The sequence below is a fragment of the Candidatus Chryseobacterium colombiense genome (genome assembly GCA_029203185.1).
In the GTDB taxonomy this organism is placed as follows: Bacteria; Bacteroidota; Bacteroidia; order Flavobacteriales; family Weeksellaceae; genus Chryseobacterium; species Chryseobacterium colombiense.
The window spans coordinates 1,935,859-1,948,739 of sequence record CP119310.1; the positions used below are offsets into that span (position 1 = coordinate 1,935,859).

Below are 12,881 nucleotides of genomic sequence, written 5' to 3' on the forward strand. Positions count from 1 at the left end.
ATATTTATGAAATACTTATTACAATGAAAAAACTCATAATTTTTATATTTATACTTCTTTTTAATCAAATTTTATTTGCCCAGAAAGAGCAATATTACGATTTCATAAAAGCATGGAATTTTATAAAGTATTATCATCCCGATCTAGCCAGTGGAAAAACTGATGCAGACAGCTTATTTTTAGCTTCTGTTAAAAATATCAATTCAAAGGATGATTTTAATTCTGTTATTGATAAATTATCTAAAAATTTAAATAAAAAATTAACTATTCTTGCCCCAGCTGAAACTTCAAAGGATGTTTTAACCCAAAATCAAAACTTTGACTGGTTTCAGAAAAACGGAAAAATTTCTTCCGAAAATAAAAGCCTGCTCAACAATATATACCGTCACCGTTATAACTTTGAATTATTAAAGGATGGAAAATCAGTGAGCACGGAGAAAAAATATTCATTCCCGAAAAATGAAAATCTCCCGATTGAATACCGTTTGCTTACTTTGGCAAAAATTCAGGGAATAGTAGATTATCTTTTTCCGCATAAGTACATTATGGATGAAGGTTTTGAAAACTACTTCAAAAACAGCCTGGAAGTAAACCTAAAAATAACTTCGAGAAAGGATTTCGAAACTGTACTTGCAAAACTGGTTTCAAAGCTCAAGGACAGTCATGCCTTTAGTTTTTACAGACTATTGAACTACAAAGGTGATATTCTCAACATGCTAAATCTTGCACCTTTTGACTTTCAGATTGTAGATGATCATATATTGGTAACTCATCTTATTTTTCCTGAAATCTGTTCGAAAGATCAAATCAATGTAGGCGATAGAATTTTTTCCATTAATGGTAAAAGTATTCCTCAGATCATCAAAGAAAAAGGAGAATTATTATCGACATCCAACACTGAAAAACTGGTTTACCTTCTTTCGAAATATGAAAACAATCTGATCTGGAGCGATGATCTTACACAGAAGACTTTAGAAATAAAGCCAGGAAAAAGCAATAAGAAATTCTCCACAAAAATTGACCTGATTAAATCTTCAAATAAAGAAAAATATGATCTGATTGTCAGTTATTTACAGGATAAAATTAAAAAGAGAGAAAGCCGTCAACTTATTAATAAAAATGTTGCTTATTTTAAAGTTAATGAAACTTTAGAATTTATTAATAATATTGATGACAACAAAATAGATGCAGTGATGGACAGTATTTTAAGCAATGCTGCTCAAAAAAAAGCTATTATTTTCGATATGAGGGCTTATCCGGATTGGGGTGGCTTTTTCTATCATTATATCTATAAATACTTCTCTCCCACAGATAATTATTTTGGAAAATATTATAAACCTAATTTAAAAAACATTGGAACTTTCACTTATAAGGATTATGATTATTTCCCGGCAATTTCTGATAAAATAACACATCCTTACAAAGGAAAAGTCTTTATTCTCGTTAATCCTGATACCCGAAGTGCAAGCGAATGGTATTCTATGAGTTTACAGAAAATTTTTCCGCAATCGCTTACAATCGGTCAGCAAACTTCTGGTGCAGATGGTGATCTTGTTGAAGTAAATTTACCTGGTGATTATGTGTTAGAATTTACCGGAAACGGAATTTTCTATCCTGACAATTCTCAAACCCAGCAAATAGGAATCAGAATTAACGAAATTATAAAATATAAAGACAAAGATATTCTTGAAAACCGCGATTTGGAATTTGAAAGAATTCTAGGCTCTATAAAATAGTTTTTCAGCTAATCCTTAATAATATGAAAAGGTTGGTTTTTAAAATAGTTTATTAAATTTGACTGGTTTTATGATTAGTTAGTTTTTGGATTTCAAAAAAATCAAATGGAGAATGGAAAAACACAGCTGACAAGGCTTCGGAATTCCGTAGGCTTTTTCCCCGTGTGTTTTTTAATGAAATTCGTGAAGTTGGCTTCATCTGAAAATCCTAACTGATAAGATATTTCAGAAATCGTAAGGGTTGTATATTTTACGGATTTCTCAAATTCGTTTACTAATTTATCAATAATCATTTCTTTTGCCGACTTTCCTGCTATAAATTCCGTCATACTGGTAAGCTTTCTGGTGGTAATATGAAGAGCATTGGCATAATAAGAAACTTTTTTCTGGGTCTTAAAATCTCTTTGAAGCATTACTCTAAATTTATTGACATACGATAAATATTCCAATTTTTCATCTTTTTCAATCTCTTCATGATTAGTTGCTAATAAAGCATCCAGTATTATTGTTTCAAGAGTATTATGAGCCGCCGAAATATAGAGTCTTTCATCTTTTTTCTGAAAATCCTGAAGCCTGGTAATCAGAAAATATCTCATGATGTCTTTAGGAACATCGCCTATGTAAGGAGAAATAAAAACTTCCCTTCCGTAATTAAAAAATAAAGCAGAATTTAAAAAAACAGAGTCAGTAGAACACTGTTCATAAAAAATGGATGAAAAAGAAAATACATAAGCCTCTTTTCCTTTACATTCTCCAAAACTTATATTTTTATGCGGGCCCACAAAAACAGTACTAATGCCTTTTACTTCATAGCTTTGCCCTTCCACTATCATTTGTAAATCATCAAATATAAACCAAACATTAAAATACTCCAAGGTATTAAAATCTCTTTTGCCTCCATTTCTGTCTATAACATAATTTATCGGATTCATGCTGAATCCAGTTTTTTTCAATCTCTCTGTAATTGTATACGCCATTTTCCTCTAAAACTAATCTGCGATTAAATTAGTAAAAAATACCTAAATCTCAACTTTTTTCTTCCTCATCATCATTTTTAAAAATTAATCAAAAGATTCTTTGAATTTCAGTTAATATATAACGTTTTTTATTGTAAACGTTATTCAAATTATTTCATAAAAAACCACGCCCTTCGGGCGCGGTTTCATTTATATAAGCTTAATAAATTAAAACTTCAAATCGCCGTTTACATCTCTTACAGCCTGAGCTGCCTCAGCAAATTTCAATTGCTCTTCTGCAGTAAGGGTAATGTTTACGATTTTTTCAACACCGTTTGCTCCAATAATAGCAGGAACACCTAAACAGATATCGTTTTGACCGTATTCACCTTCTAACATCAATGAACAAGGAATCATTTTCTTCTGATCACATGCAATTGCCTGAACCATTACAGACACTGCAGCACCCGGAGCATACCAAGCTGAAGTTCCTAATAATTTTGTAAGAGTAGCTCCTCCTACTTTAGTTTCTTCAATTACATATTTTTGTTTTTCTTCATCTAAGAACTCCGTTACAGGAACACCGTTTCTGGTTGCCTTGCTCAATAAAGGAAGCATACCTGTATCACTGTGAGCTGCAATTACCATTCCATCAACATCAGAAATAGGGCTTTCCAATGCCTCTGCCAATCTGTATTTGAATCTTGCAGAGTCTAACGCACCTCCCATTCCGATAATTCTGTTTTTAGGAAGTCCGGAAGTTTTGTGTACAAGATAAGCCATTGTATCCATTGGATTGGAAACCACGATGATAATTACTTCCGGAGAGTGTTTTACTAAGTTTTCAGTAACCTCTTTTACGATTCCAGCATTGATTCCGATCAATTCTTCTCTTGTCATTCCAGGTTTTCTTGGAATTCCTGAAGTAATAACCGCTACATGAGAACCCGCAGTTTTGCTGTAATCACCTGTTGTTCCGGTAATTTTTGTATCAAATCCGTTCAACGATGCTGTCTGCATCAAATCCATTGCTTTCCCTTCAGCAAATCCTTCTTTAATATCTACTAAAACTACTTCTGAACAGAAGTTTTTCATAGCGATGTATTCTGCACAGCTAGCTCCTACAGCTCCTGCTCCTACTACAGTTACTTTCATAATGTATACTTTTTTAAAATTTATTTTTAAAGTTTAGTTCAAAATTTTAACTCCCAAATTTAATGATTCCTGAAAAAGTGGGCAATTTTTCGGGAATTTTAATTGTATTTTTAATAAATACTTTAATCCTTACCACAAAGCTCCCCTTCTTTACTGAATTTCTTTATTTATTGAGTATATTTTTGTTAGTTGATAATAATTATCATCAATATGGCATACATAATAATTAAAATTATGATTATTAACAGGTATTAACATAAAATTTTTAAAAAAAAGTGCTAATTAAATAAATTTTCATTAGATTTATATCACCAATTTTTGAAAATTATTGAATTTCATAGAACCGGTTCTCTTTAGAATTTCAAAATGACTCAACCCCACAAAAAATATTATCATGAGAAAATTTCCCTTAATTCTCTTTTCATTAGTTCTTTCAATAGGATTGTGGAATCCTTCCGAAGCATGTACAAGAGTTGTGTACAAAGGTCCTGAAAATAATGTCATCACAGCACGTTCCATGGATTGGCGTGATGAAATCCCCGCTAATTTGTGGATTCTTCCTAAAGGAATCGCAAGAACAGGAGAAGTAGGATCTGTTTCTGAAAAATGGACTTCCAAATACGGAAGCGTGGTCAGTACTTCCTGGGATATTGCCTCTTCAGACGGTATGAACGAAAAAGGACTGGTAGCCAATCTTCTTTGGCTTGGAGAATCTGAATATCCGAAATTCGATCCTAAAGGCAGAAAAAAAGGTATTGCTATTTCACTATGGGCACAATATTTTCTTGATAATTTTGCTACCGTGAAAGAAGCGGTAGAACAGGCCAGAAAAGAAAAATTCGTTATCGTAAGTGATTATATACCCGGAACCGAAAGATTCACAACTGTTCACCTTTCCCTTTCTGATGCTTCCGGTGACAATGCTGTTTTTGAATATATCGGCGGAAAACTTATCATTCATCACTCTGCGGAATATAACGTAATGACCAATTCCCCTATTTTTGATGAACAATTGGCTTTAAATAATTACTGGAAAGGAATTCCCGGAACAGTAATGCTTCCCGGAACCAATCGGGCTGCAGACCGTTTTGTGAGAGCATCCTATTATATCGATGCCATTCCGAAAACAGCAGATACAAGAACAGCAGTAGCAAGTGTTTTCAGTGTCATCAGAAATTGTTCTGTACCTTATGGGATCTCATCAGAAACCGAGCCTAATATTTCTTCTACAAGATGGCGTTCAGTTTCAGACCAGAAAAACCTTGTATATTATTTCGAAACGGTTTTTACTCCCAATACCTTTTGGGTCAACCTTAAAGAATTTGACTTAAGCGAAAAAGGAAAAGTAATGAAGCTGGATCTAAGTAATTTTCAAACCTACAACGGAAAAGCAAATTCAAATTTCAAAGAATCTACTCCATTTAAGTTTTTAGGATTGAATTAATCTTATATAACAAAAAATACACTCACTAAAACACAAACAATATGACTTTTTTTTCAATTAAAAAGAGTCTGTTGCTCTGCTTTATACTATTTTGTTGTAATGCAATCGCACAGATTCCGGACTCTATACAAACCGAACCGAAAGAAGATAATGTGAAATACCCTATTCTCCAGATCAAAGGTCTCTTCCAGGCCAGATATCTGGTCGGAATGTCTAAAGATGTGGATGTCAATGGTCTTCATCATTCCGATGAATCCGGAGTCAGCAACAATTTTATGGTAAAATATATGAGGGTTCAGGTTCGTGCGCAAATCAGCAAACGTACTGAAGTTGTGGCTCTTGCCAATTTAGCAGATTTTAAAAACGATCCGAAAGGCAGAGTTCTTGAAAACGCCTATTTAAAATACACCTTCAATCACAAATTAGCCTTAACTGTTGGACAGTTCAGACCTTGGTTCGGAATTGAAGAAACCTATCCTATTGATATTATTAAATCGTTGGACTGGTCAAATCAGTATACTGAATTCGGGAAACTAGGCTGGACAAGTTTCCAGATCGGACTTTCTGCAACCGGACAGTTACAACTAGGACAACTTCCTTTTCAGTATGCGGTTTCTGTAGTGAATGGAAATGGAAAAAACCAAGTAAATGACAATGATAATGGTAAACAATATTCAACGCGACTGGTTTTTGGTTTAGTTAAAAAATACAATTTTAATCTCGGTTTAAATGGCGGTATCGGCGAGGTTTTAAGCAAAAGAGTATATGCCGTAGGAATTGATTTGAGCTCTCTTGTTCATTTTGATCCCAAATGGAGTTTAGATATGCAGCTCGAAGCTAAACAGGCAACCAATCATCCGTTATATTTTGCAGCAGATCCGGAAACAAGACCATCAAATCCCGATGCTTATCTGATTCGTGGAGCATATTTTCTTCCGAATGTACGGTATGAAATCAATCACAGGAATCTGAGTGCTTTTGAATTATCCTGTCGTTATGAATATTTAGACACCAATTTCAGGTTAAATTCAAATCCGAGACAAACCATTACCCCTATGTTCGGTTTAGAATTTTTGAAAAATTATGGTGCAAGGATACAACTGGGAATGCAGTTCGACCGCTACAAATATCAGATACCAAATACCTCTCAATACAACAATAATCTATTCATTGTTCAAGTACAAAGTAGATTTTAAACCTTAAAATAACTATTATGAAAGAAATCAACATTAAAGCTATCGCAATTACATTTGCTATTGCTCTTATCATATGGTTTATTCCAGCTCCGGAAGGCGTTGCAGAAAACGCATGGCATTTGTTTGCTATTTTCGCAGCCACTATTTTAGGAATCATTTTAAAAGCTGCGCCTATGGGCACCATGTGTATGATGGCCATTGGGTTTACAGCATTGACACAAGTTGTTGCTCCGGGAGACGCCGGAAAATCCATCACAAAAGCACTTTCAGGATTTGGAGATAAAGTCATCTGGCTGATTGGAATTTCATTCTTTATCGCAAGAGGATTTATTAAAACAGGTCTGGGTAACAGAATAGCTTTCCTGTTCATTAGAATTTTTGGAAGAAGTTCACTAGGTTTAGCCTACGGATTAGGATTGGCAGATATGTGTCTGGCTCCGGCTATTCCTAGTAATACGGCAAGAGGCGGCGGAATTATTTACCCAATTATGAAGTCGATGGCCATCAGCTTTGATTCTGTTCCTGAAAAACCCGAAACTCATAGAAAATTAGGTTCGTATTTAACATTAAACAGTTATTATATGAACCTCATCACTTCTTCTATGTTTTTAACAGGAACAGCGAGTAACCCGATGTGTCAGAAGTTTGCAGCAAATTTAGGAATCAATATCACCTGGATGTCCTGGGCTGCAGCAGGTTTCATTCCCGGATTGGTAGCTTTTTTCGTAGTGCCTTTGGTCTTATACAAATTATATCCACCAGAGTTAAAGAAAACCGGTGATGCTCCAAAAATGGCAGCTCAAAAATTAAAAGAAATGGGGCCTATTTCCAAAAACGAATGGTTAATGCTATTAGCATTTTTCATTCTATTGGCACTTTGGATTTTTGGCGGAGCGTTGTCAATTGATGCAACCACAACGGCTTTCATTGGTTTAACATTACTTTTATTAACATCAGTTTTAACCTGGGAAGATGTAAAATCCGAAAAAGGAGCCTGGGATACCATTGTTTGGTTTGCCGTTTTGGTGATGATGGCAAGTTCATTGAATGAGTTGGGATTCATCGGCTGGTTCAGTGATTTGATTAAAGCTAAAATCGGACACATGACATGGACTGTAGCTTTTCCCGTCATTATTCTTGTATACTTTTTCAGTCATTATATTTTTGCCAGTGCTACGGCTCACGTTGCGGCAATGTACGCTGCATTGCTTGGCGTTGGTGTTGCCGTGGGAATTCCGCCAATGCTTTTGGCAATGATGTTAGGTTTTATGGGCTCTATCTATGGCGTTCTTACCCACTACGGACACGGACCTGCACCGGTATTCTTCGGAAGTGGCTATGTCGATTTGAAAGCATGGTGGCTTCGAGGGTTGGAAATAGGAATTATACTTCTCATCATTTACATGGGAGTTGGTGGACTTTGGATGAAAATTTTGGGATATTATTAATTTAAATTGAAAAAATATGCTGTCAACATTGTCAAGAAAAATGCTGATGTGTCTTACGGGACTTTTCTTAGGGTTCTTTCTGTTGATTCACTTCTTAGGAAACCTTCAGTTATTTTTACCACAGGAACAGGCGCATCTTCAATTTAATGCCTATTCACATTTTTTGTCGGGAAATATTGTGATCAAAATAGTTTCCTATATTCTATATTTAAGTATTATTCTTCATGCTTTGGATGGATTGCTCATTACTTTGAAAAACAGAAAATCAGGAGCAAGTTATCAGTCAGATCATCGGGGAAGAGCCAGTAAATGGTATTCCAGAAATATGGGAATCTTAGGGACATTGATTTTGATTTTCCTTGTCATTCATTTCCAAAATTTCTGGTATATCTACAAATTTGGGAATCCTCCCTTGGACGAAAACGGAAATAAAGACCTTTATATTTTGGTTGTAACTGTCTTTAAAGAATGGTGGTATGTGGTTATTTATATCATTTCAATGATTGCTTTATGTTATCATTTAATTCACGGAATTCATAGCGCAGTCCGAACCTTAGGTTTATTTCATCCGAAATTTGTAAAATGGTTTAAAACTATTGGAATCGCTTACTCTGTTATTATAAGTACCGGATTTGCCTTGATGCCGATTTATGTATTCTTCACTTACCGTTAAAATGAAAAAATCATGATTTTAAATTCAAAAATACCGGAAGGCCCGCTAGAAAAAAAATGGGAAAATTATAAAAAGACTGCCAAACTTGTCAATCCGGCCAACCGAAAAAAACTTGATGTAATTGTGGTCGGAACCGGATTAGCTGGAAGTTCAATTGCCGCATCATTAGGAGAAATGGGATACAATGTAAAATCCTTCTGTTTCCAGGACAGTCCGAGAAGAGCGCATTCTGTAGCCGCTCAAGGTGGTGTAAATGCTGCCAAAAACTACAAAAATGACGGCGACAGTGTGTATCGGATGTTTGTAGATACCTTAAAAGGCGGAGATTTCAGAGCCCGCGAAGCCAATGTATACCGAATGGCAGAGTGTTCATTAAATCTTATCGACCAGGCAGTTGCACAAGGTGTTCCTTTTGGCAGGGAATACGGAGGTTACCTGAACAACCGCTCTTTCGGAGGTGTACAGGTAAGCCGGACTTTTTACGCAAGAGGACAAACCGGACAGCAATTGCTCTTAGGCGCCTATCAGGCATTGATGAGACAGGTTGGTAAAAAAAGTGTTCAGTTATTTTCAAGACATGAAATGCTGGATGTAGTTACGATAGATGGGAAAGCAAGGGGAATTATCGTCAGAAATTTAGACACCGGAGAAATAGAAAGACATTCTGCACACGCTGTTGTTTTGGCAACGGGTGGTTATGGTAAAATCTACTATTTATCGACTTTAGCAATGGGCTGTAACGGTTCTGCTATCTGGAGAGCTCATAAAAAAGGTGCCTTAATGGCTTCTCCCAGCTGGATTCAGGTGCATCCTACTTCTCTTCCGCAATCCGGAGACTATCAGTCAAAACTAACGTTGATGTCGGAATCTTTACGGAATGATGGCAGAATCTGGGTTCCGCTAAAAGAAAATGAAACGCGAAAACCTAATGATATTCCCGAAAACGAGAGAGATTACTATCTTGAAAGACGATACCCGGCTTTTGGAAATTTAGCACCAAGAGATATTTCCTCAAGAGCAGCCAAAGAAAGAATAGATGCAGGTTTCGGAATCGGTCCTTTAAAAAATGCAGTCTATCTTGATTTTTCTAAAGCTATTAAAGAACAGGGAAAAGAAAAGATAAAGGAGAAATATGGTAATTTATTTGATATGTATCTTAAAATCACCGGATATGATGCCTATAAAGAACCCATGATGATTTCACCTTCTGCACACTTTTCGATGGGTGGACTTTGGGTGGATTATGAATTAATGACTACCATTCCGGGATTGTTTGCTTTGGGTGAAGCTAATTTTGCAGACCACGGAGCAAACCGATTGGGTGCAAATTCCCTGCTTCAGGCTTCTGTTGATGGCTATTTTATTGCACCTTATACCATTGCCAATTATTTATCAAATGAAATTCACACAGGAAAAATTTCCACGGACGATATTGAATTTGAAAAAGCAGAAAATCATGTGAAGCAGCAAATCGAAAGTTTTATCAATATCAATGGAACAAAAACAGTTGACTTTTTTCATAAGACTTTAGGAAAGCTACTTTATGATTATTGTGGATTAGCCAGAAATGAGCAAGGATTAAAGTTGGCTATTGAAGAAATCCGAAAACTGAAACAGGAATTTTATAGAAATGTAAAAGTTTCCGGACAGGGAAATTCAATGAATACCGAACTGGAAAAAGCAGGCCGTGTTGCGGATTATTTTGAAATTGGTGAACTGATGTGTTATGATGCTTTAACCCGTAATGAATCCTGTGGAGCCCATTTCCGTGAAGAATACCAAACACCGGACGGAGAAGCTTTGAGAAACGATGCGGAGTTTCAATTCATTTCTGCATGGAGCTGGACAGGTGAAAACAATGAGCCTGAGCTCATTAAAGAACCTTTGATTTTTGAAGAAATACAGCCAACCGTGAGAAGCTATAAATAAATTTTATCCATTAACCTCAAAAAAAGAAAAATTATGGATTTACATCTGAAAATATGGAGACAGGAAAATCATCAAAGCACAGGAAAACTGGTAAATTATAATTTGACAGACTTAAATCCTCATATGTCTTTCCTTGAAATGCTGGACACGCTGAATGAAAAACTCATCATTGAAGGGGAAGAACCAGTAGAATTTGATCACGATTGTCGTGAAGGAATCTGCGGACAATGCGGCATGATGATTAACGGATTGGCTCACGGACCTTTGGAGCACACCACGACCTGCCAACTTCATTTACGTTCTTTTCAAGATGGAGAAACGATTGTAATTGAACCTTTTCGGGCAGCAGCTTTTCCCGTAAAAAAAGATTTAAAAGTCGACCGTTCTGCTTTTGACAGAATTATTTCTTCTGGAGGTTTTGTTTCTGTGAATACAGGGCAGGCTCCTGATGCTACAGCCATTGCAGTGCCCCACCAAACCGCTGAAGAAGCTTTTGATTCAGCAGCATGTATTGGTTGCGGAGCGTGTGTTGCAACGTGTAAAAACGGAAGTGCAGCATTATTTACCTCAGCAAAAATTACCCATATGGTTTTGCTTCCTCAAGGAAAAGAAGAGCGGAGCGAGCGTGTTCTCAATATGGTAAAACAAATGGATAGTGAACATTTCGGCCACTGTTCCAATACTGAAGCCTGTCAAGTCGAGTGTCCACAGGGAATTTCCGTGCTGAATATTGCAAGAATGAATTATGAATATAGCAGAGCCCTATTTTTTAATAAAAAATAAATAGCAATAATCTAAATTGCAGAATAACAGCAAATAATAATTGTAAAAAATAAAAAGCTCTGATTAAAAATAATCAGAGCTTTTTACTTTCATTGATCTAATAAGATAAATTCATGCGTTGAAATGATGCATTACACTTCCTTATCAAAATACAACATATAATATTTTCCTTTTTCATCTTCCCCTGTAGCAATCTTCTGGCGATCTCCATGAATATAAATATGGAAGTTCTTATCCAGTTTAATGATGCTTTTGAAATGTCTCTGTGTTTTCTTTACTGCAGCCTCACTGATCGGGAATTCTTCTGCAATATTGATCTGCATATCCTGTTCGTAATCAGTTTTAAAATTATTAAAACTCTCAATTACATGCTCATCTCCCAATACCTCATTGGCAAATTCATCCAGCTTAAATTCTTCCTTTTCTTTAAAGAAATTAATGGATTTATTCAGAAAATCGGCCTGATCTGCTTTGGAAACTTCAAATTCCTGAGGCAATTGCTTTGTGATATAATCTTTATATACCATTAAAGCTTCCTGCGTATGAAAATATTCATCATCACGCTGCTTTACTTTTAAAAAGTCTTCAAACCAATAGTACATATCCCCGTTTTTGTTGTTATCAACTACAGAAAGTACATATCCGGTTTCTTTATCATTATTGTAAATAAGAGCTGCCTTATCAATTTTTGACAACCCGATTCCCATATCTTTTTCAATTTCGAAGCTTTCTTCCTGCGGTGATATTTTCAGAAAAGATTCTCTTTTTTCAGTTTTAAAAATACCGATTTTGTCTACTTTTTCACCATTTTCTCTTTCATCTTCAAAATAAGCCACAAACAGTTCACCACCCTGAACTCTTGGGTTTTCCGCGGCTTCAAAAAGGTGTTTCGCAATGTTTTCAGATTCCCAAAGAAATTTCGCTTTGTCATCGAAAATTTCAGACACCGCACTATAAATAGGATTATTCACCAGATAAGAATCACTATAGAAATGAAACGTTTCTTCAGATTTGAACGAACCCAAAAAGTAATTCTCCAGTAATTCCGCCATCCCTTCATCCAGCTGCAATTCTTCCTGAGAAAGCATTAAAGATTCTCCGTTGATTTTATTTCCGACTCTGTGTACTACGATTTTTGAAAACATTTTCGATTTTTATGGATTGCAAAGATATTAATTATCTCAGATACTCCACCGTTTTTCATTTTGAGAAAACCTTATCATTTAGATATCTAAAAAAAATGAACGCCACAATTTACAAGTGATTTTCTGTCAGATTTTCCATTTGTCAGATTTTTCGGGATAATTTCTGCCACGTATGCTTCATTACATTTTTCATCAGTTACATTACAAAAAACTGAATATAGAACACCTAAAACCTAATTAAAAATCAATCCCTTAACATTTGAAACATAATATGAATAAAAATTAAAAGCCTCATAAACAACTATTAACAGGGAGATTGAGGCTTTTTACATCCATGTATTATCATGATTATAAAAAATAGTTAATTATTTATTCTGCATTTATCTTGGTATGCTTTTCGCTTCGATACTGGTACT

At 35.4% G+C, this 12,881-nt stretch carries 10 protein-coding genes; 7 read left to right on the top strand and 3 right to left on the bottom strand.

Going from position 1 to position 12,881, the window contains the following annotated elements; genetic code table 11:
- Nucleotides 1-23 precede the first annotated feature (23 nt).
- Nucleotides 24-1,736, top strand: coding sequence for a S41 family peptidase (locus P0Y62_08605; protein ID WEK71614.1), 1,713 nt, complete (start codon nt 24-26; stop codon nt 1,734-1,736).
- Nucleotides 1,737-1,837: 101 nt separating this feature from the next.
- On the opposite strand, the gene P0Y62_08610 is transcribed toward P0Y62_08605, so the two are convergent.
- Together P0Y62_08610 and P0Y62_08615 are read right to left on the bottom strand one after the other, a co-directional pair.
- Nucleotides 1,838-2,668 (bottom strand): helix-turn-helix domain-containing protein, encoded by an 831-nt coding sequence (locus P0Y62_08610; GenBank protein WEK71615.1) that lies wholly within the window; start codon nt 2,666-2,668, stop codon nt 1,838-1,840.
- Between the two features lie 252 nt (nt 2,669-2,920).
- Nucleotides 2,921-3,847 carry a malate dehydrogenase gene (locus P0Y62_08615; GenBank protein WEK71616.1) on the bottom strand — a complete coding sequence of 309 codons (927 nt, stop codon included), beginning with the start codon at nt 3,845-3,847 and terminating at the stop codon, nt 2,921-2,923.
- A 394-nt stretch (nt 3,848-4,241) separates the two neighbouring features.
- On the opposite strand from P0Y62_08615, the gene P0Y62_08620 reads away from it, so the two are divergent.
- Genes P0Y62_08620 through P0Y62_08645 form a run of 6 tightly spaced genes read left to right on the top strand, consistent with a single transcriptional unit; the run spans nt 4,242 to nt 11,320 of the window.
- The gene (locus P0Y62_08620; GenBank protein ID WEK71617.1) at nt 4,242-5,291 is read left to right on the top strand and encodes a linear amide C-N hydrolase; all 1,050 of its coding nucleotides are present in this window, start codon (nt 4,242-4,244) and stop codon (nt 5,289-5,291) included.
- 41 nt (nt 5,292-5,332) lie between these two features.
- Entirely contained in the window at nt 5,333-6,487 is a 1,155-nt protein-coding gene (locus P0Y62_08625) for a porin (GenBank protein ID WEK71618.1), read from the top strand.
- A gap of 17 nt (nt 6,488-6,504) precedes the next feature.
- Nucleotides 6,505-7,935, top strand: a complete 1,431-nt coding sequence (locus P0Y62_08630; GenBank protein ID WEK71619.1) for an anion permease — start codon at nt 6,505-6,507, stop codon at nt 7,933-7,935.
- Nucleotides 7,936-7,951: 16 nt separating this feature from the next.
- Entirely contained in the window at nt 7,952-8,608 is a 657-nt protein-coding gene (locus P0Y62_08635; protein WEK71620.1) for a succinate dehydrogenase cytochrome b subunit, read from the top strand.
- A gap of 12 nt (nt 8,609-8,620) precedes the next feature.
- Complete coding sequence (locus P0Y62_08640; protein ID WEK71621.1) at nt 8,621-10,537, top strand: fumarate reductase/succinate dehydrogenase flavoprotein subunit; 1,917 nt, start codon at nt 8,621-8,623, stop codon at nt 10,535-10,537.
- A gap of 33 nt (nt 10,538-10,570) precedes the next feature.
- Nucleotides 10,571-11,320, top strand: a complete 750-nt coding sequence (locus tag P0Y62_08645) for a succinate dehydrogenase/fumarate reductase iron-sulfur subunit (protein ID WEK71622.1) — start codon at nt 10,571-10,573, stop codon at nt 11,318-11,320.
- 131 nt (nt 11,321-11,451) lie between these two features.
- Here P0Y62_08645 and P0Y62_08650 read toward each other — a convergent pair whose 3' ends face one another.
- Nucleotides 11,452-12,465: a nucleoid-associated protein gene (locus P0Y62_08650; GenBank protein WEK71623.1), complete on the bottom strand. Its 1,014-nt coding sequence runs from the start codon at nt 12,463-12,465 to the stop codon at nt 11,452-11,454.
- Between the last annotated feature and the right edge of the window lie 416 nt (nt 12,466-12,881).

Excerpts from the sequence above, each read along its gene's own strand:
- P0Y62_08650 (WEK71623.1), bottom strand. The coding sequence starts at position 12,465 with ATGTTTTCAAAAATCGTAGTACACAGAGTCGGAAATAAAATCAACGGA.
- P0Y62_08630 (WEK71619.1), top strand. The coding sequence starts at position 6,505 with ATGAAAGAAATCAACATTAAAGCTATCGCAATTACATTTGCTATTGCT.
- P0Y62_08605 (WEK71614.1), top strand. The coding sequence starts at position 24 with ATGAAAAAACTCATAATTTTTATATTTATACTTCTTTTTAATCAAATT.
- P0Y62_08640 (WEK71621.1), top strand. The coding sequence starts at position 8,621 with ATGATTTTAAATTCAAAAATACCGGAAGGCCCGCTAGAAAAAAAATGG.
- P0Y62_08610 (WEK71615.1), bottom strand. The coding sequence starts at position 2,668 with ATGAATCCGATAAATTATGTTATAGACAGAAATGGAGGCAAAAGAGAT.
- P0Y62_08615 (WEK71616.1), bottom strand. The coding sequence starts at position 3,847 with ATGAAAGTAACTGTAGTAGGAGCAGGAGCTGTAGGAGCTAGCTGTGCA.
- P0Y62_08625 (WEK71618.1), top strand. The coding sequence starts at position 5,333 with ATGACTTTTTTTTCAATTAAAAAGAGTCTGTTGCTCTGCTTTATACTA.
- P0Y62_08620 (WEK71617.1), top strand. The coding sequence starts at position 4,242 with ATGAGAAAATTTCCCTTAATTCTCTTTTCATTAGTTCTTTCAATAGGA.
- P0Y62_08645 (WEK71622.1), top strand. The coding sequence starts at position 10,571 with ATGGATTTACATCTGAAAATATGGAGACAGGAAAATCATCAAAGCACA.
- P0Y62_08635 (WEK71620.1), top strand. The coding sequence starts at position 7,952 with ATGCTGTCAACATTGTCAAGAAAAATGCTGATGTGTCTTACGGGACTT.